Origin of the sequence: Pseudomonas sp. PD9R (genome assembly GCF_019200975.1) — a bacterium.
Taxonomy (GTDB): Bacteria; Pseudomonadota; Gammaproteobacteria; order Pseudomonadales; family Pseudomonadaceae; genus Aquipseudomonas.
Window position 1 is genome coordinate 251,032 of sequence record NZ_JAHTMR010000002.1, and the last position, 19,787, is coordinate 270,818.

Sequence of the window (19,787 nt, forward strand, 5' to 3'; positions counted from 1 at the left end):
TTAAACCGTTCGATCGCAGAGCAAAATTGATTGATGGCACGACGCTAGCGCGGCAATGAAACAAGACGTTTCGGTAAAAATTTCCGACAGTACTGTCTGATTTACAGGGCATTTCTGCTTTTTTCGACTAATTACTCTAAAAACCGCTTTTCAGTGCCAGGATAGTTTCTATTCTGTGGGTATGACCGGTTTATGCCCTTCGGGCCGGTGTGCTTCAGTTGGCACAAGACAGCGGCTGAAATGGGGTAGGGCGATGCGGTTTCTGAAGTTTTCTTTGACGTAGAGAAGGACATCGTCCATGTCGAAAGTACAAGGCATCACCGAAATATTGGGAATCTTTCCGTGCCTGGCCAGCGGGCGGCGCAGGCGTCGACTGAATTCAGAGGAGATGAAGCTGCTGGAGCGTTATCGCGAGTTGTCTGAGAGCGACCGGATTGCGATGCGGTATCTGGTGGATGCGATGAGGAGTGTTTCGCGGTTTTGAGGAAAGGGTGCATTCAGTCGTGGCCATGCAGCCGCGGCTGAATGTCCTGACTCACCAATCCAGTGATCGTTCCGAACGCTGATGTAGCACCCGCAACACTTGCATCCGGCCATGAGCAAATCGATAAGGTGCGATGAATGGATGGCGACCGGTAATGCTCATGAATATTGTCGAGGTTGCTTTCGGCTTTTTCAGTCAGTGCTACGCTCGGCACGTTTTGCCCACTTAGCCTTAACGGCGTCCAGATCGGTGAGTTTTCCAGCGTCGGCATCGGCTATGCCATCGCTTATGGCTTGTAGATGCCATGACTCGGATTCCACATATCGAACCAGTGCACGCTTGAGGTGATACTGACGGTCACGGTCGGTGGCGGCAGCCAGCAGATCCAGTTGTTGGGCCAAAAGCTCTTCGACGCGAAAGGACAAAACGGGCGAGGCCATGGTGGCTTTCCTAAAGGTGTATACGTTGTAAACGACGTAAACCCCCTAGGCTGGTCCAAAATTTTCGTCAACCGAACCTGTGTGCATTGGTGACGAAAACTTTAGCTGGGAAGCTAGTACAGAGGAGGGGAAGTGTTGCGAAATGATTGGTCTGTGAATTGGTCTGATCGCCCCGGCACTTATCTGTACCGGGGCGAACTCACTTATCGACTAACCTGCCATGCATCCCCAGCAGGCGCTGTACCGTGGTCATACGGTTTGGCGATAAACATGTAGAGCAGGCCCAGACCGATGACGATGGCGGTGCTCAGGACCATGGCGTAGTTGATGTACCACGCGGCGTCCGGAGTACGTGGCCAGGCCATGTTGATGATGGCGCCAACGCCATACACCAGCGCGCCAATGTTCACTGCCCAGCCCCATGCGCCGAGGGTAAATTTGCCGCTCGGTTTCCAGCCTTTCAGGCGGGCATACAGTGCAGCGAGCACGATCATCTGGAACGCCAGGTAGATGCCGATCGCGGCGAAGCTGACGATGGTGGCGACCGCATCCTGCAGGAAGAAGCCGAGGATGATGATCAGTGCTGGCAGGACACCGGACACGAACAGCGCGGCAACCGGAACCTGAGTCGTAGGAGAAATCTTCTTCAGCAGTGTGCTGCCGATGACCATTTCGTCACGAGCGTAGGAATACAGCAGACGGCTCGCCGCCGCTTGCAGGCTGATGACGCAGGAGATGAAGGAAATCATCACCACGCCCATCACCACTTTCGAACCGACCGGGCCGAAGGCGTTGTTGAGGATGGTGGTTACCGGGTCCTTGTCGGTTCCGTTGATCACGGCTTGCATGTCCGGCACGGCGAGGATCAGCGCCAGGCAGGCAAACATCGCCGCGATGCCGCCGATGTAGATGGTCATGCGCATGGCCACCGGGATTTTCTTGCTTGGGTTCGGGGTTTCTTCGGCCACGTCGCCGCAGGCCTCGAAGCCGTAGTACAGGAACATCCCCGCCAGCGAAGCGGTGAGGAAGGCCGGCAGGTACGAGCCGTTGACGCTGATGTCGAAGGTGTTGAACAGCACGCTGATCGGCTGGTGGCGCTCGAAAATCAGCAGGTAAACGCCAACGATCACGGCACCGACCAGTTCGCAAAGGAAGCCGAACATGGCAATGCGTGCCAGCACCTTGGTGCCGCTGAGGTTGACCAGGGTGGCGAACAGCGTCAGCAGCAGGGCGATGACGATGTTGGTGTTGTTGCTGGGTTCAAAGCCCATCATGGCGGCCAGGTACGGACCGGCACCGACGGCAACGGCAGCGATGGTGACGCACAGCGCGATGGAGTAGATCCAGCCGACCATCCACGCCCAGCGCTTGCCCACCAAACGACGGGCCCATGGGTAAACGCCACCGGAAATCGGAAATTGCGAAACCACTTCACCGAAGATCAGGCACACCAGCAACTGGCCGCAACCGACCAGCAAGTAGGCCCAGAACATCGGAGGCCCGCCGGCGGCGAGGCACAGGCCGAAGAGGGTATAAACCCCTACGACTGGAGAGAGATAAGTGAAGCCCAGTGCGAAGTTTTCCCACAGGCTCATGCTGCGATTGAAGTTGGACGTGTAGCCCAGCTTGCGTAACTGCTCGGCGTCGCTGTCGGCGACGGCTGCAGAGAGGTCGGGTGATGCACTCATGTGTGTTTGCTCCGGAAAATCGGCAGATTTCGGATGTCCGAAACCGTGGCGGGGCCATGAAGGCTCAGCCCGGATCGGTGGTTATTGTTTTGAACTTCTTTGGTCTGGAACCTGGTGGTGCGTGGTGCCGGTTTCGGCCTTGAAACCGAGGTCAATCATTCGCGGGCAAGCCTCGCTCCTACAGGGAAATGCGATCCATGTAGGAGCTGCCGCAGGCTGCGATCTTTTCGCTTTTAATGCTTGAACATCACATGCCGCACAACGGTGTAGTCCTCCAACCCGTACATCGACATGTCCTTGCCATAGCCAGACAATTTCTGACCGCCATGGGGCATTTCACTGCACAGCATGAAGTGCGTGTTGACCCACGTGCAGCCGTACTGCAAACGGGCAGCCAGGCGATGGGCGCGACCGACATCGGCGGTCCATACCGACGACGCCAGGCCGTAATCCGAATCGTTGGCCCAGCCCAGTACCTGTGCTTCATCAGTGAACTTGGTTACCGATACCACTGGACCGAATACTTCACGACGAACGATTTCGTCGTCCTGCTGGGCGTCGGCCAACACCGTCGGCTCGAAGAAGAAACCGTTGCCTTCCACCGCTTTGCCGCCAGTGACCAGACGGATGTGTGATTGCGCCACGGCGCGCTCGACGAAGCTGGCCACGCGGTCGCGATGTTGCGCGGTGATCAGCGGACCCAACTCGGTGGCCGGGTCGTCCTGCAGGCCGTACTTGATGCTGCTGACCGCTGCGCCGAGTTTCTCGACGAACTTTTCGTAGATGCCGGCCTGCGCATAGATGCGGCAGGCGGCGGTGCAGTCCTGGCCGGCGTTGTAGAAACCGAAGGTGCGAATGCCTTCCACGGCGGCGTCGATGTCGGCGTCGTCGAAGATGATCACCGGAGCCTTGCCGCCCAGTTCCATGTGCATGCGTTTGACGCTGTCGGCGGTGCTGGAAATGATGTTGGCACCGGTCGCAATCGAACCCGTCAACGACACCATGCGCACTTTCGGGTGGGTGACCAATGGGCTACCGACGGTAGGACCACGACCGAATACCAGGTTGAGCACGCCTGCCGGGAAGATTTCCGACGCCAGTTGCGCCAGGCGCAGGGCGGTCAGCGGGGTTTGTTCCGACGGCTTGAGCACCACGGTATTACCGGCGGCCAGGGCCGGGGCGATTTTCCAGGCGACCATCATCAGCGGGTAGTTCCACGGCGCGATGGAGGCAATTACGCCGACCGGGTCGCGGCGGATCATCGAGGTGTGACCGGCCAGGTATTCGCCACCCGCTGAACCGCTCATGCAGCGGCTGGCGCCGGCGAAGAAGCGGAACACGTCGGCAATCGCCGGGATCTCGTCGTTCAGAGCAGCGCTGTAAGGCTTGCCGCAGTTGTCCGATTCCAGTTTGGCCAGCTCTTCGCCGTGGGCTTCGATGGCGTCGGCCAGTTTGAGCAGCAGCAGCGAACGTTCTTTTGGCGGGGTCTGCGACCAGCTGTCAAACGCGGCATCGGCGGCACGTACGGCGGCATCGACCTGGGCTTCAGTGGCTTCGTTGATTTCCACCAGCACACGACCCAGGGCCGGGTTGAACACAGGTTGGGCGGGGCCTTCGCCGTCGATCAGTTGGCCGTTGATCAGTAGTTTGGTTTGCATATTCATGTCCTCGTTGTGCCCCTGTAGGAGCTGCCGCAGGCTGCGATCTTTTGATCTTGTTTTTGAAAAGAAAAGTCAAAAGATCGCAGCCTGCGGCAGCTCCTACAGGGGATAGTTGTTGTCAGTTATTGATCTATTTCCCGCCACTGCCCGCGACGCTTTCGCCGCCACGGGTCAGGTAATAGGCGCCGAGAATCGGCAGCATGGTCACCATCATTACCAGCATGGCGACGACGTTGGTCACCGGCACATCCCGAGGGCGGCTGAGCTGGTTGAGCAGCCACAGTGGCAGGGTGCGTTCATGGCCGGCGGTGAAGGTGGTCACGATGATTTCGTCGAACGACAGCGCAAACGCGAGCATGCCGCCGGCCAGCAACGCCGAGCCGAGGTTTGGCAGGACGATGTAGCGGAAGGTCTGCCAGCCATCGGCACCGAGGTCCATCGAGGCCTCGATCAAACTGTGCGAGGTGCGGCGCAAGCGGGCGATGACGTTGTTGTAGACAATCACCACGCAGAAGGTCGCGTGGCCGACGATGATGGTGAACATCCCCGGCTCGATGCCCAGCGTCTTGAAGGTCGCCAGCAGCGCGATACCGGTGATGATCCCCGGCAGGGCAATCGGCAGGATCAGCATCAGCGAGATGCCTTGCTTGCCGAAGAAGTCCCGACGATACAGTGCCGCCGACGCCAACGTGCCCAGGACCATGGCGATCAGCGTTGCAATCGAGGCAATCTGCAACGACAGCTTGATCGCTTCCAGCACGTCGGGCCGCGAGAACGCCACGCCGATCCACTTCAGGGTGAAGCCCTTGGGCGGAAAGCTGAACGCTGTGTCTTCGGTGTTGAAGGCGTACATGAAGATGATCAGGATCGGGAAGTGCAGGAACACTAATCCGCCCCAGGCTGCGATTTTCAGGCCTAAAGAAGCTTTCTCAGAGTGCATCGAAGGCCCCCAGACGTTTGACGATGGACAGGTAAATGGCGATCAGTACGATCGGCACCAAAGTGAACGCGGCAGCCATCGGCATGTTGCCAATCGCGCCTTGCTGGGCATAAACCATGCTGCCCACGAAGTAGCCCGGCGGACCTACCAGTTGCGGGACGATGAAGTCGCCCAGGGTCAGCGAAAAGGTGAAGATCGAGCCAGCCGCAATGCCCGGAATCGACAGCGGCAGAATGACTTGCATGAACGTCTGGCGCGGCTTGGCACCAAGGTCGGCGGAGGCATGCAGCAGCGACGGCGGCAAGCGTTCCAGCGAAGCCTGGATCGGCAAAATCATGAACGGCAGCCAGATGTAGACGAACACCATGAAGCGCCCCAAATGCGAGGTCGACAAGGTGCTACCGCCAACGCCGGGAATACCGAGCACAAACTGCAACACTGGCTCCAGCCCCAAGTGCTGAACGAACCATTGTGCAACGCCGCCCTTGGCCAGCAGCAACGTCCAGGCGTAGGCCTTGACGATGTAGCTGGCCCACATCGGCATCATCACCGCGATGTAGAAAAACGCCTTGGTTTTGCCGGTGGTGTAGCGCGCCATGTAATAGGCAATCGGAAACGCGACGATGGCGCTGGCAATCGAGACGACGATGGCCATGCTCAGGGTGCGCAGGATGATGTCGAAGTTCGACGGTTGAAACAGTGCGGCGAAGTTGGCCAGGGTCAGGTCCGGAGTGACCGCCATGGTGAAGTCATCGAAGGTGTAGAAACCTTGCCATAGCAACGTCAGCAACGAGCCCAGGTAGATCGCGCCGAACCACAGCAGCGGCGGCACCAGCAGCAGCGACAGGTACAGGTTCGGCCGGCGATACAGCAGGTTGGAAAACCTGCGCAACGGTGAGCCGCCCGACTGGGTTTGAGAGATAGCCAAGGTGTTCATTTCACACTCCGCCCACGACGGTGTCGAACAGCGGGACCATGGCTTCACGTGCCCAGCGTGCGCTCATGCGTTGCCCGGTCTGGTGTTGGGCGCTGACGTCCAGCCACTGATTGTTGGCCTGGCTGATGTTCAGGGTCTGGCCGTTTTCCAGCTTCAGTTCATAGCGGGTGGCGCTGCCCTGATACTGAATGTCGTGCAACAAACCGCTGACTTCAATTTCATGGCCGGCCAACGGGCCTTCGGCGAAACGCACGTGTTCCGGGCGAATCGAAAATGGTTGTGGGTTGCCGCTCAACTGCTTCGCCAGATCACCGCGAATCACGTTGGAGGTGCCGACAAATTCGGCGACGAAGGTGGTCGCCGGTTTCATGTAGAGGTTGCGCGGGGTGTCGACTTGTTCGATGCGGCCCTTGTTGAATACGGCGACACGGTCGGACATCGACAGCGCTTCGGTCTGGTCGTGGGTGACGAAGATGAAGGTGATGCCGAGCTGGCGTTGCAGCTTCTTCAGCTCGCCTTGCATTTGCTCGCGCAGTTTCAGGTCCAGTGCGCCGAGGGGTTCGTCGAGTAGCAACACGCGCGGACGATTGACCAAGGCGCGGGCCAGGGCCACGCGCTGGCGCTGACCGCCGGAGAGTTGCACCGGTTTACGCTCGCCGTAGCCGCCGAGGGCGACCATGTCGAGGGCTTCTTCGGCACGCTTCAGGCGTTCGGCCTTGCCGACTCCTTTGACCTTCAAGCCGTAGGCGACGTTGTCGCGAACGTTCATATGCGGGAACAGTGCGTAATCCTGGAATACGGTGTTCACGTCACGCTGATACGGCGGCAGCCCGGCGGCTTCCTCGCCATGAATCCGGATAGAGCCTGCACTCGGTTGTTCGAAACCGGCGATCAGGCGCAAACAGGTGGTTTTGCCCGAGCCGGAAGGCCCCAGCATGGAGAAAAACTCGCCGTCCTGGATGTCGATGGAAACCCGGTCAACGGCTTTCACTTCGCCGAACTGACGGGAAACGTTGGTGAACTGGACTGCAAGCGTCATGGTGCGGTGCTCCAAAAAGGCGAGGGCCGTCGCAGCGGCCCTGCCTGGACTTCTGAAAAATCTGAAACCGAATCGTCTGTTAGAAGATCGCAGCCTGCGGCAGCTCCTGCAGGCGCGCGCCGATCCAATGTAGGAGCTGCCGCAGGCTGCGATCTTTTGATCTTAAGATGAGGGCTTAACGACCGCCCATGATCGCGATGTAGTCCTGGGTCCAGCGGCTGTACGGCACAAATTTGCCGCCTTCAGCTTGCGGGGTTTTCCAGAAGGCGATCTTTTCGAACTGGTCGTAACCATTGGTCTTGCAACCTTCGGCACCGAGCAGTTCGTTGTCTTTGCACGCCGCCGGAACCGCCGGCAGCGAGCCGAACCACGCCGCTACGTCACCCTGGACTTTCGGTTGCAGCGACCAGTCCATCCATTTATAGGCGCAGTTCGGGTGCTTGGCCTCGGCGTGCAACATGGTGGTGTCAGCCCAGCCCGTGGAACCTTCTTTTGGAATGACCGAAGCCACCGGCTGCTTGTCCGCCACCAGACCATTGACCATATAGCCCCAGGTGCTGGAAGCCGCGACACCTTCGTTCTTGACGTCACTCATTTGAACGGTCGCGTCATGCCAGTAGCGGTGGATCAGAGGTTGTTGCTTGCGCAGCAACTCCAGTGCCGCTTTGTATTGCTCTTCGTTGAGCTGGTACGGGTCTTTGATGCCCAGTTCCGGCCGTTTCGATTTGAGATAAAGCGCGGCATCGGCAATGTAGATCGGGCCGTCGTACGCCTGAACCCGGCCCTTGTTGGATTTGCCGTCCGGCAGGGTCTGCTCTTCGAACACCACGCTCCAGCTGTCCGGCGCGGTCTTGAAGACATTAGTGTTGTACATCAGCACGTTCGGGCCCCATTGATAGGGGGTGCCGTAGGTTTGTTTATTGACCACGTACCACGGGCCATCCTTGAGGCGCGGGTCGATGTTTTTCCAGTTCGGGATCAACGAAGTGTTGATCGGCTGCACACGCTTGCCGACGATCAGGCGCAGGGATGCGTCGCCGGATGCTGTCACCAGGTCGTAACCACCCTTGGCCATCAGGCTGACCATTTCATCGGAGGTTGCAGCGGTTTTCACGTTGACCTTGCAGCCGGTTTCTTTCTCGAAACCGGTCACCCAGTCGTAAGCCTTGTCGCTTTCGCCACGTTCGATGTAACCAGGCCACGCCACAATATCCAGTTGGCCTTCGCCAGCGCCGACAGCCTTCAGCGACTCGGCGGCCTGAACACTGGCACTCGCCAGCAGCGCGGTAGTGATTGCACTGAGCAGTGCGGTCTTGTGCACGAACATGGGATTTCCCTCTTCTTTAAATTATGGTCGGGGCAGTTTTGAACGTGGTGAAGCATGCCGTTAGCGGCTTGTTATTAGCGTAGTCAGAGATGCTGTCCGTGGCGCGCCATGATGTGCCGCACCACGCTGTAATCCTGGAGCGAATCGCTGGACAGGTCTTTGCCGTAGCCCGAACGTTTCAGGCCACCATGGGGCATTTCGCTGACCAGCATGAAATGACTGTTGATCCAGGTGCAGCCGTACTGCAACCGCGCGGCCACTTGCATTGCCTTGTCGAGGTTTTGGGTCCAGACCGAGGATGCCAGGCCGTATTCCGAGTCGTTGGCCCAGTCCACCGCTTGCCCCAGCTCATCGAAACGGGTCACGGTGACCACCGGCCCGAACACTTCACGCTGGACGATTTCATCGCTCTGTTTACAGCCGGCGAGCAAGGTTGGCTGGTAATAGAAACCGGCGCCGGAATGCACCGCCGCGCCCGTTACACGTTCGATGTGCGGCTGACCCAGGGCGCGTTCGACGAAGCTGGCCACGCGGTCGCGCTGGCGAGTGCTGATCAGCGGACCGATTTCATTGTCGGCGTCTCGCTTGCCGGCAAACCGCAGGCTGCTGACCGCCGCGCCGAGTTCGGCCACCAAGCGGTCATGAATCCCGGCCTGAGCATAAATCCGGCAGGCAGCGGTGCAATCCTGGCCGGCGTTGTAATAGCCATAACTGCGCACACCTTCGACCACGGCCTGGATGTCTGCATCGTTGCAGACGATCACCGGGGCCTTGCCGCCAAGTTCGAGGTGAGTGCGCTTGAGGGTTTTTGCGGCGGCTTGAAGGATTTTCTGCCCGGTGACGATGTCGCCGGTCAACGACACCATGCGGATTTTCGGGTGGCTGACCAAATGGCTGCCGACGCCTTCACCGCCACCGCAAACGATGTTGATCACGCCGCGCGGCAGGATCTCCGCCAGGGCCGGGGCCAAGGCGAGGATCGACAGCGGCGTGTGTTCCGAAGGTTTGAACACCAGCGTATTGCCGGCAGCCAGGGCCGGGGCGATTTTCCACGCGGCCATCATGATCGGGTAGTTCCACGGCGCGATCGACGCGACCACGCCAATCGGGTCGCGGCGCACCATGCTGGTGTAGCCCGGCATGTATTCGCCACTGAGTTGGCCGGTCTGACAGCGCACGGCGCCAGCGAAGAAACGGAACACATCGACCGTGGCACTCAAGTCGTCCTGGCGAGCCAGGTGCAACGGCTTGCCGCAGTTCAGGGATTCGAGACGGGCGAGCAGGTCAGCGTTTTTTTCGATGGCGTTGGCGATGTCCAACAGCAAACTGGAGCGCTGCTGCGGTGTGGTCCGCGACCAACTGGTGAAGGCGCGGTTCGCGGCGAGGATGGCGGCTTCGACTTGCTCGGTGCTGGCTTCGGCGATCTGCGTCAGGACTTCGCCGGTGGCCGGGTTGATGATCGGTTCGACAAAACCCTGGCCTGCGACCAATTCGCCGTCGATCAATAACGCGGTGAACAACGGGGTCTGCGCGCCAGCCATTTTTCGGATTCTCTTTTTTTGTGTGGCTTCTTGTATAGACATAGCAGCGCTCCCAGTGACTGGGGGCCGGCCGTCTTTATTAGATGGAACAAGACTAGTGCGCGGACCCGAGGTCGACAAATACTAAATACTGAAGGTGGCGTTCGATTAAATAGATGGCTTGCGTCCGCCGTGGGGTTGCTCGCGTGCGACCGTCAGGAATGGGTCCACCAGCGCCGGTCGCGCGGTGCCGCGACGCCATGCCAGGCCGACGTCGAGGGTCTGGCTGAGGTCGGCAATCGGCCGCGCTTCAATGATGTCGCCCTCCAATGACCATGGGCGATAAGTCATGTCGGGCTGTATCGATACGCCCAATCCAGCGGCCACCAGACTTCGAACCGCTTCGGTCGAGGCAGTGCGCAAGGTGATGCGTGGTTGCAACGAGGCCGCCGTCCACATGCGCTGGGCATTGCGGTCCATTTCATCGACGTTCAGCTGGATCAGCGGTTCGCGGGCGACGTCGGCGAGGTTGATGCTGTCGTGCTCCAGCAGTGGATGCTGGGCCGGCAGCCAGAGTCGATGGGGCGAATGGGTCAGCACTTCGGTCTGTAGCGCATGGCGATCTTCGAGGTTAGAGAGGATCAGCACGCCAACATCGATCTCGCCACTGACCAGCAAATGCTCGATGTACGGGCGCTCGTCTTCCATCACGCGTATTTCAACGTTGGGGTAAGCACGCTGGAAGCGGGTGAGCAAATCCGCCAGGTAATAACCGGCCACCAGACTGGTCACGCCAACAATCAACTGCCCGGCAACCTGATCGGTGCTTTGTTGCAGGCTGCGTTTGGCGTTGTCCACGGTGGCCAGAATCAGGTGGGCCTGACGCAGGAATTGATGGCCCTGGTGGGTCAGTGTCATGCCCTTGGCGTGGCGACTGAACAGGCTGACACCGATTTCCTCCTCCAGTTGCTGGATGGCCAGAGTCAGGGTGGACTGGGAAATAAACGCGGTTTGCGCGGCGGCGGAGATCGAACCGGTCTCGGCCACAGCGATGAAATGTCGGATTTGACGCAAGGTCATCATGGCAAGCGTACCCGGTGGGCGGTTTTATCGATTTGTTGCAGTGTATATCGAAATTTCTGAAAGCAGCTGCAAGCCGCTAGCTTCAAGCGGCCAGTGAAAAGCTTTGGTGCAACATCTGGAAGCACTCTCGCGGGCGGGTTGTCGGTACTTTCGATCTAGGCTGATGGCCTCAATGTCCGGTTAAACCTTTTTATGGAGGCGGAAAAATGAACACCCGTGGATTGCTCGATCAACTACTAAAGTCCGGCCAGACTATGTTGCAGAACAAGGCGGGCGGGGTGCCGAGCAACAACGCCTCTGGCAGCGCGCTGGGCGGATTGCTTGGCGGTAACGGTGGCTCGGGCGGGCTTGGCGGTTTGCTCTCTGGCGCGGGCGGAGGTGCTTTGGCAGCGGGGGCAATGGGCCTGTTGCTGGGTAGCAAGAAGGCACGCAAGGTAGGCGGCAAAGTCGCGGTTTACGGCAGCCTCGCCGCGTTGGGTGTGCTGGCCTACAAGGCCTATGGCAATTGGCAGACCCAGCAGGGCACTGCACCGAAGACTGAACCGCAAACCCTCGACCGCTTGCCAATGGCGCAGGCCGAACAACATAGCCAGGCCATTCTCAAAGCCCTGGTGGCGGCGGCCAAGGCTGACGGCCATATTGACGAGCGCGAACGCGAGCTGATTGAAGGCGAGTTCACCAGACTCGACAACGACCAGGAATTGCAGCATTGGCTGCACGCCGAACTCAACAAACCATTGGACCCGGCCGATGTCGCCCGCGCCGCCAGTACTCCGGAAATGGCCGCTGAAATGTACATCGCCAGTGTGATGCTGGTGGACGAGGAAAGCTTCATGGAGAAGTCCTACCTTGATGAACTGGCGCGGCAACTCAAGTTGGAGCCGGGGTTGAAGGCCGAGTTGGAGAAGCAGGTGCGGCAGGCAGCGATGTAAGCGGCGCTCCCTGAAAGATCGCAGCCTTCGGCAGCTCCTACACGGGATCGCATTTCAAATGTAGGCGCTGCCGAAGGCTGCGATCTTTCGATCCTGAAAAAATCTCAATGGCCGATACACGGTCCGCTTCTACCAAATCACCCCTAACACCCTCCCACGCAATTAGCGGACAGTCCCAACCCAGAGCCAGTCTCGGCTTTCTCCAGCGGGATGAGCAGTGGTGCGCATCCGTCTTATAAATGAAACACCGCCCTCGGCTATACTCCCCAACATTTGAAATGGCCCCGAGGACTGACTGTGAAGAACTGGACGTTGCGCCAACGCATTTTGGCGAGCTTTGCGGTAATTATCGCCATCATGCTGTTGATGGTCGTCGCCTCCTATTCACGGTTGTTGAAGATCGAAGAAAGTGAAGCCAGCGTTCGTGACGACGCGTTGCCCGGGGTCTATTACAGCTCGATGATCCGCAGCGCCTGGGTCGACGCTTTTCTTCAGACCCAGGAAATGCTCGGTTTGAAAGAGGGGCAGGGCATCAGTGCCGAGGATGCCGCAGACTTCAAGGCGTTCGAGGCGCGTCTGCAGGAGCAGATGGCTAAATATCGTGGCACCGTCACCACGGACGAAGACAAAGTCGAATTTGCTGCCTTCGAACAAAAGCGAGAGGATTTCAACAAAATCCTCGCCGCCGTGCTCGATTTGCATAAGCGTAACGAAGAAGCTGAAGCCATCAAGTTGTTCACCGAGCAACTGACCCCGGCCTGGACCGCAGGCCGCATGAAACTCAATGACATCATCAGCGAAAACAAAGTCGTGGCGGACAAGGACATGGCCGCCATTGATGACGCTGTGGTCGCGGCAAAAATCAGCATGGGCATTTCCCTGCTGGTCGCGGTATTGGCTGCCGGCCTCTGTGGTTTGCTGTTGATGCGGGCGATCATGGCGCCAATGAATCGCATCGTCAGCATCCTCGAAGTCATGCGCACCGGTGACCTCAGCAACCGCCTGAACCTGGAACGCAAGGACGAATTCGGTGCCGTGGAAACCGGCTTCAACGACATGATGGCCGAGCTGACATCCCTGGTGTCGCAGGCTCAGCGTTCGTCGGTGCAAGTCACCACGTCGGTCACCGAGATTGCTGCCACGTCCAAGCAACAACAAGCCACCGCCACCGAAACCGCCGCCACCACCACTGAAATTGGCGCGACTTCGCGTGAAATCGCAGCGACTTCCCGTGACCTGGTGCGCACCATGACCGAAGTCTCCACCGCTGCCGATCAGGCCTCGGTGGCCGCCGGTTCCGGGCAGCAAGGCCTGGCTCGCATGGAAGAAACCATGCATTCGGTGATGGGCGCGGCCGATCTGGTCAACGCCAAACTGGCGATCCTCAATGAGAAGGCCGGCAACATCAATCAGGTGGTGGTGACCATCGTCAAGGTCGCCGACCAGACCAACCTGTTGTCGCTCAACGCCGCGATTGAGGCTGAGAAGGCCGGTGAATACGGGCGCGGTTTCGCCGTGGTCGCCACCGAAGTACGACGTCTGGCGGATCAGACTGCGGTCGCCACTTACGACATCGAGCAGATGGTGCGCGAGATTCAGTCGGCAGTGTCGGCCGGCGTGATGGGTATGGACAAATTTTCCGAAGAAGTGCGCCGAGGCATGTCCGAAGTGCAGCAGGTCGGCGAGCAGTTGTCGCAGATCATCCATCAGGTCCAGGCGCTCGCGCCGCGGGTATTGATGGTCAACGAAGGCATGCAGGCCCAGGCCACCGGCGCCGAGCAGATCAACCACGCGCTGGTGCAGTTGGGCGATGCCAGCAGCCAGACCGTCGAGTCCTTGCGCCAGGCCAGTTTCGCCATCGATGAACTGAGCCAGGTGGCCGTGGGGCTGCGTAGCGGCGTCTCGCGATTCAAAGTCTGATGAGCGAACTCACGGCCAAACGCACTGCCGTGAAGCAGGCGTTGCATGCGTTGTTTCTGGTGTTCCGCATCGGCAGCGAGCGCTATGCATTGCAGGCCATCGAAGTGGCGGAAGTACTGCCGCGCGTGCCTTTGAAGCCGATTGCCCACGCACCACACTGGGTCGCAGGAGTGTTCGCCTATCGCGGTGCGGTGGTGCCGGTGATCGACCTCAGCGCTTTGACCTTTGGTACGCCGGCGCAGGCTCGCACTAGCACGCGACTGGTGCTGGTGCATTACCGCGCGGAGGACACCGCAGCGACGCAATTGCTCGGACTGATTCTGGAGCAAGCCACCGATACGTTGCGCTGCAACCCGGCGGATTTTCAGCCCTATGGCCTGGACAATCGCCAGGCGCCGTATCTCGGTCCGGTGCGCGAAGACGCACAGGGGTTGCTGCAATGGGTGCGGGTCGCCGATCTGCTGGATGAGCGCGTACGCGCGCTGCTGTTTCCGACGCCGCCACTGGACGTGGCGCTGCTTGAGGAACGGCCATGAGCAGCGATCAGCGATTTTTCGATTTCCTCAAGGAGCGCATCGGCCTCGACGTGACGTCGGTGGGGCCGGCCATCATCGAGCGCGCCGTACGCCAGCGCAGCACCGCGTCCAATGCGCTGACGGCTGACGAGTATTGGCACACCTTGCAGGGTTCCCGGGATGAACAGCAGGCGCTGATCGAAGCGGTGATCGTCCCCGAAACCTGGTTTTTCCGTTACCCGGAATCCTTTGCCACGCTGGCGAAACTGGCGAGCAAACGTCTGGCCGAGATCAATAACATGCGCGCGCTGCGCATTCTCAGCCTGCCGTGCTCCACCGGCGAAGAACCGTATTCGATTGCCATGGCGCTGCTGGATGCCGGGCTCAAGCCGCACCAGTTCAAGGTCGAGGGCATGGACGTCAGCCCGTTGTCGGTGGAAAAAGCCCGGCGTGCGCTGTATGGCAAGAACTCGTTTCGCGGCCAGGACATCGCGTTTCGCGATCGATATTTCACCGCGGAAAACGACGGTTATCGACTCAGCAGCCGGGTACTGGACCAGGTGCGGTTACAGGTCGGCAACCTGCTCGATCCGGCTTTGCTCGCCCATGAGCCGCCCTATGACTTTGTGTTCTGCCGCAACCTGTTGATCTATTTCGATCAGCCGACGCAAACACAGGTTTTCGAAGTGCTCAAGCGCCTGACCCATGTCGATGGCGTGCTGTTTATCGGTCCTGCCGAGGGCAGCCTGCTCGGGCGTTTTGGCATGCGCTCGATTGGCATCCCGCAGTCGTTTGCCTTCAACCGTCAGCATGAAGCACAACCAGAGCCCTTGCCGACCTTCGTTCCCGCACCGTTGCCAGTACCGCAAGTAGTGCGTAACGTCCTTCCACCGCCGGTTATCAAACGCCCATTCGCCAGCATTCCGCGCACGGCGCCTGCTGCGAAAACGAGCGATTCCGAGACCGCAACGCTGTTGGCAAATATCGCCGCGCTGGCCAACGAAGGCAAAAGCGCCGAAGCCCGTGCCGCGTGCGAAAGTTATTTGCGCAGCCACGAACCGGTGGCCCAGGTGTTTTGTTGGCTGGGCCTGCTCAGTGATGTCGCCGGTAGTGTCCTGGAAGCCCAGGGTTTTTATCGCAAAGCTTTGTACCTTGAACCGCAACATCCCGACGCGTTGATGCACCTGGCAGCTTTGCTGCAATCCCAGGGCGACAGCGTGGGTGCCAGACGATTGCAGGACCGCGCCGCTCGCAGCGAGCGCGCCGCTGACAGTGAGCGTAAACGATGATCGCCTCCGACACCTTTAGCGTCACCCGTGAAGATGCCCAGGCCATTGACGATTGCTGGAACCGCATCGGCATCCATGGCGACAAGTCCTGCCCATTGCTGATCGAACACATTCATTGCCGCAATTGCGCGGTGTACTCGGCCGCCGCCACGCGCCTGCTCGATCGCTATGCGTTGCAACAGGAAGATCGCACGCAAGTCTCCAGCGCGGTCGAGAGTGAAGTTAAAACACGTTCGCTGTTGATGTTCCGCCTCGGTGAAGAGTGGCTGGGCCTGGCGACGCGCAGTCTGGTAGAAGTGGCACCGTTGCAAGCCATTCATTCGCTTCCGCACCAGCGCTCCCGGGCGTTGCTCGGCGTGGCGAATGTGCGCGGTGCGCTGGTGGCGTGCCTGTCGTTGGTTGAGTTGCTCGGGCTCGACGGCGTCAACAGCGTTGCCCCAGGCACGCGAGTCATGCCGCGCATGCTGATCATCGCTGCCCACGGCGGGCCGGTGGTGGTACCGGTGGATGAAGTGGATGGCATTCACGCCATCGACGAACGGATCCTCGATGCCGCGTCGCGATCCGGCACCCAAGCGACTGCCAAATACACCCGTGGCGTGCTGCAATTCAAAGGTCGCAGCCTGCGCTGGCTGGATGAAGAACAGCTGTTGTCCGCCGTGACCCGGAGCCTCACATGACCCCCGAGCAAATGCGCGACGCTTCTTTGCTGGAGCTGTTCAGCCTGGAAGCCGAAGCCCAGACCCAGGTGCTGAGCGCGGGTCTGCTGGCGCTGGAGCGCGATCCAACCCAAGCCGCTCACCTTGAGTCGTGCATGCGTGCGGCGCACTCGCTCAAAGGCGCGGCGCGCATCGTCGGTGTGGATGCCGGCGTCAGCGTTGCGCATGTCATGGAGGATTGCCTGGTCAGTGCCCAGGAATCGCGCCTGTACCTGCGTCCCGAACACATTGATGCGTTGCTGCAAGGCACTGATTTACTGATGCGTATCGCGACCCCGAACAACAACCCTGCGCCTGCGGATATCGAAGCGTATGTGGCCTTGATGGGGCGGTTGCTGGACCCGATGGCTGTCCCTATGGCATCAGCCGCACCAGTGATGGCGGAGCTTCAACTCGAAGCGCCGGCAACAAAAATCGCAGACCCGGTCACGGTCATTGAGGCGCCAGCTGAGCCTGTGCCAGCGCCGAAGAAAACCAAACGCACCACCGAAAACGGCGAGCGCGTACTGCGTGTTACTGCCGAACGGCTGAACAGCCTGCTCGACCTGTCGAGTAAATCCCTGGTGGAAACCCTGCGCCTGAAACCGCATCTGGCCACCATGCAGCGCCTCAAGCGCATCCAGAGCAACAGCCTTCGAGCGCTGGAAAATCTCAACGTCCATCTCAAGGAACATGCCCTGAGCCTCGAAGCCCAGGAAGCGCTTGAGGATGCCCGGCGATTGTTGGCGCAATCCCAGCAAATGCTGGTGGAAAAGAACGCCGAGCTGGACGAGTTCGCCTGGCAGGCCAGCCAGCGCGCGCAGGTGTTGTACGACACCGCGCTGGCCTGTCGAATGCGGCCGTTCGCCGATGTGCTGAGTGGTCAGGCACGGATGGTTCGCGACCTCGGTCGTAGCCTCGGTAAACAGGTGCGTCTGGAAATCGAAGGCGAGAAAACCCAGGTCGACCGCGACGTGTTGGAAAAACTCGAAGCGCCACTGACGCACCTGCTGCGCAACGCGGTGGACCACGGTATCGAAACCCCGCAACAACGGCTGCTGGCTGGCAAACCGGAGGAAGGGCTGATTCACTTGCGTGCCTCCCATCAGGCTGGCTTGCTGGTGCTGGAATTGAGCGATGACGGTCACGGCGTCGATCTGGAGAAGGTCCGGCGCAGCATCATCGAACGCCAATTGTCCCCAGCGGAGACCGCTGCGCAGTTGAGCGAGGAGGAGCTGCTGACCTTCCTGTTCCTGCCCGGTTTCAGCCTGCGTGATTCGGTCACCGAAGTCTCCGGGCGGGGTGTTGGCCTGGACGCCGTGCAGCACATGGTCCGTCAGTTGCGCGGCGCGGTGGTGCTGGAACAGACGGCGGGCGAGGGCAGCCGCTTCCATCTCGAAGTACCCCTGACTCTGTCGGTGGTGCGTAGCCTGGTGGTGGAGGTTGGCGACGAAGCCTATGCCTTCCCTCTGGCCCATATCGAGCGCATGTGTGATCTGGATTCTGCGGATATCGTGCAGGTCGAGGGCCGCCAGCACTTCTGGTACGAGGGCCGGCATGTCGGGCTCGTCGCCGCCAGCCAGTTGTTGCAACGCCCCGCGAGCCAGGGCAATCAGCAAACCCTGAAAGTCGTGGTGATCCGCGAGCGCGAAGCGATCTATGGCGTAGCGGTCGAGCGGTTTATCGGTGAACGAACGCTGGTCGTGCTGCCGTTGGATGAGCGTCTGGGCAAGGTGCAGGACATTTCTGCCGGGGCCTTGCTCGATGACGGTTCGGTGGTGTTGATCGTTGACGTCGAAGACATGCTGCGCTCGGTGGACAAACTGCTCAATACCGGGCGCCTTGAGCGCATTGCCCGGCACAGCAATCAGGCGGTCGAGGCAGCTCGCAAGCGGATTCTGGTGGTCGACGACTCCCTGACCGTACGTGAACTGCAGCGCAAGCTGTTGCTTAATCGTGGCTACGACGTAGCCGTGGCGGTGGACGGTATGGATGGCTGGAATGCCTTGCGCTCGGAGGATTTCGACCTGCTGATCACCGACATTGATATGCCGCGCATGGACGGCATCGAACTGGTGTCGTTGTTGCGTCGGGATAACCGTCTGCAATCGCTGCCTGTGATGGTGGTGTCTTACAAGGATCGTGAAGAAGATCGTCGTCGTGGACTGGACGCTGGAGCCGACTATTATCTAGCCAAAGCCAGTTTTCATGACGACGCCCTGCTTGATGCAGTGGTTGAGCTCATTGGAGGAGCGCGGGCATGAGGATAGCAATCGTCAACGATATGCCCATGGCGGTAGAGGCCCTGCGTCGGGCGCTGGCCTTCGAGCCGGCGCATCAGGTGGTCTGGGTCGCCAGTAATGGCAAGGAAGCGGTGCAAAAGTGTGCCGAGCAGACACCGGACCTGATTCTGATGGACCTGATCATGCCAGTGATGGACGGGGTCGAAGCCACCCGGCGGATCATGGCCGAAACGCCCTGCGCCATCGTCATTGTCACGGTGGATCGCCAGCAGAACGTGCACCGGGTGTTCGAAGCCATGGGCCATGGTGCCCTCGACGTGGTGGACACGCCCGCCCTCGGTGCCGGTAACGCCCAAGAGGCGGCGGCGCCGTTGTTGCGCAAAATCATGAACATCGGCTGGCTGATCGGCGAGAAGGGCAATCGGGAACGACTGGCACCCAGCCCTCTGCGCAGTTCGGCCTCGCGCCAACGCCTGATCGCCATCGGTTCTTCCGCCGGCGGGCCGGCGGCGCTGGAGATATTGCTCAAGGGCCTGCCACGGGATTTTTCCGCCGCTATCGTGCTGGTCCAGCACGTGGATCAAGTCTTTGCCGCCGGCATGGCCGAATGGCTTGCCAGCGCCAGTGGTCTCGATGTGCGCCTGGCTCAGGAAGGTGAGACGCCGCAAAGCGGCACGGTGTTGTTGGCCGGCACCAACCACCATATTCGATTGTTGAAAAACGGGACGCTGGCTTACACCGCCGAACCGGTCAACGAAATTTATCGGCCCTCGATCGATGTGTTTTTCGAGAGCGTGGCCAATTACTGGAACGGCGATGCGGTAGGCGTTTTGCTTACTGGCATGGGGCGTGATGGTGCGCAAGGGCTTAAACTTCTGCGCCAACAGGGCTACCTGACCATCGCCCAGGATCAACAAAGCAGTGCGGTGTACGGCATGCCGAAAGCGGCTGCGGCCATCGATGCCGCCGTGGAAATCCGCCCGCTGGAAAAGATAGCGCCACGATTGCTGGAGATTTTTCCCAAATGACTACCCTTCACAGCAATCCTGGCCCAAGTAGTATTCAGGTGAA

17 protein-coding genes are annotated in these 19,787 nt (G+C 59.8%); 8 read left to right on the forward strand and 9 right to left on the reverse strand.

Going from position 1 to position 19,787, the window contains the following annotated elements; genetic code table 11:
- The first annotated feature begins 298 nt into the window (after positions 1-298).
- Entirely contained in the window at positions 299-484 is a 186-nt protein-coding gene (locus tag KUF73_RS05605; RefSeq protein WP_218437067.1) for a hypothetical protein, read from the forward strand.
- A gap of 191 nt (positions 485-675) precedes the next feature.
- Here KUF73_RS05605 and KUF73_RS05610 read toward each other — a convergent pair whose 3' ends face one another.
- From KUF73_RS05610 to KUF73_RS05650, 9 genes are all read right to left on the reverse strand, one after another.
- Positions 676-924, reverse strand: coding sequence for a CopG family ribbon-helix-helix protein (locus KUF73_RS05610; protein ID WP_218437068.1), 249 nt, complete (start codon positions 922-924; stop codon positions 676-678).
- Positions 925-1,127: 203 nt separating this feature from the next.
- Positions 1,128-2,612, reverse strand: a complete 1,485-nt coding sequence (locus tag KUF73_RS05615; protein ID WP_218437069.1) for an APC family permease — start codon at positions 2,610-2,612, stop codon at positions 1,128-1,130.
- 233 nt (positions 2,613-2,845) lie between these two features.
- Entirely contained in the window at positions 2,846-4,270 is a 1,425-nt protein-coding gene (locus KUF73_RS05620; protein ID WP_218437070.1) for a gamma-aminobutyraldehyde dehydrogenase, read from the reverse strand.
- A 133-nt stretch (positions 4,271-4,403) separates the two neighbouring features.
- Positions 4,404-5,213: an ABC transporter permease gene (locus tag KUF73_RS05625; RefSeq protein WP_218437071.1), complete on the reverse strand. Its 810-nt coding sequence runs from the start codon at positions 5,211-5,213 to the stop codon at positions 4,404-4,406.
- Positions 5,203-6,150, reverse strand: coding sequence for an ABC transporter permease (locus KUF73_RS05630; protein ID WP_218437072.1), 948 nt, complete (start codon positions 6,148-6,150; stop codon positions 5,203-5,205). Before KUF73_RS05630 ends, KUF73_RS05625 begins: the two co-directional genes overlap by 11 nt.
- Position 6,151: 1 nt before the next feature.
- The gene (locus KUF73_RS05635) at positions 6,152-7,189 is read right to left on the reverse strand and encodes an ABC transporter ATP-binding protein (protein WP_218437073.1); all 1,038 of its coding nucleotides are present in this window, start codon (positions 7,187-7,189) and stop codon (positions 6,152-6,154) included.
- Positions 7,190-7,364: 175 nt separating this feature from the next.
- Entirely contained in the window at positions 7,365-8,516 is a 1,152-nt protein-coding gene (ydcS, locus tag KUF73_RS05640; RefSeq protein ID WP_218437074.1) for a putative ABC transporter substrate-binding protein YdcS, read from the reverse strand.
- Between the two features lie 83 nt (positions 8,517-8,599).
- Entirely contained in the window at positions 8,600-10,057 is a 1,458-nt protein-coding gene (locus KUF73_RS05645; RefSeq protein ID WP_256345411.1) for a gamma-aminobutyraldehyde dehydrogenase, read from the reverse strand.
- A gap of 147 nt (positions 10,058-10,204) precedes the next feature.
- A complete protein-coding gene (locus KUF73_RS05650) occupies positions 10,205-11,119 on the reverse strand; it encodes a LysR family transcriptional regulator (RefSeq protein ID WP_110966601.1) in 915 nt (304 codons plus the stop codon).
- Positions 11,120-11,325: 206 nt separating this feature from the next.
- Between KUF73_RS05650 and KUF73_RS05655 the strand changes: the two genes are divergently transcribed.
- From KUF73_RS05655 to KUF73_RS05685, 7 genes are all read left to right on the forward strand, one after another.
- Positions 11,326-12,051 carry a tellurite resistance TerB family protein gene (locus KUF73_RS05655; protein ID WP_218437076.1) on the forward strand — a complete coding sequence of 242 codons (726 nt, stop codon included), beginning with the start codon at positions 11,326-11,328 and terminating at the stop codon, positions 12,049-12,051.
- Positions 12,052-12,348: 297 nt separating this feature from the next.
- On the forward strand, positions 12,349-13,971 hold the full coding sequence (locus KUF73_RS05660) for a methyl-accepting chemotaxis protein (RefSeq protein ID WP_218437077.1): 1,623 nt from the start codon (positions 12,349-12,351) through the stop codon (positions 13,969-13,971).
- Positions 13,971-14,507, forward strand: coding sequence for a chemotaxis protein CheW (locus tag KUF73_RS05665; RefSeq protein WP_218437078.1), 537 nt, complete (start codon positions 13,971-13,973; stop codon positions 14,505-14,507). The genes KUF73_RS05660 and KUF73_RS05665 overlap by 1 nt, the downstream gene beginning before the upstream one ends.
- A complete protein-coding gene (locus tag KUF73_RS05670; protein ID WP_218437079.1) occupies positions 14,504-15,775 on the forward strand; it encodes a protein-glutamate O-methyltransferase CheR in 1,272 nt (423 codons plus the stop codon). The genes KUF73_RS05665 and KUF73_RS05670 overlap by 4 nt, the downstream gene beginning before the upstream one ends.
- Entirely contained in the window at positions 15,772-16,455 is a 684-nt protein-coding gene (locus KUF73_RS05675) for a chemotaxis protein CheW (protein ID WP_218437080.1), read from the forward strand. Before KUF73_RS05670 ends, KUF73_RS05675 begins: the two co-directional genes overlap by 4 nt.
- Positions 16,452-18,737: a hybrid sensor histidine kinase/response regulator gene (locus KUF73_RS05680; RefSeq protein WP_218437081.1), complete on the forward strand. Its 2,286-nt coding sequence runs from the start codon at positions 16,452-16,454 to the stop codon at positions 18,735-18,737. The genes KUF73_RS05675 and KUF73_RS05680 overlap by 4 nt, the downstream gene beginning before the upstream one ends.
- Positions 18,734-19,744, forward strand: coding sequence for a chemotaxis response regulator protein-glutamate methylesterase (locus KUF73_RS05685; RefSeq protein ID WP_218437082.1), 1,011 nt, complete (start codon positions 18,734-18,736; stop codon positions 19,742-19,744). The genes KUF73_RS05680 and KUF73_RS05685 overlap by 4 nt, the downstream gene beginning before the upstream one ends.
- Positions 19,745-19,787: the final 43 nt, after the last annotated feature.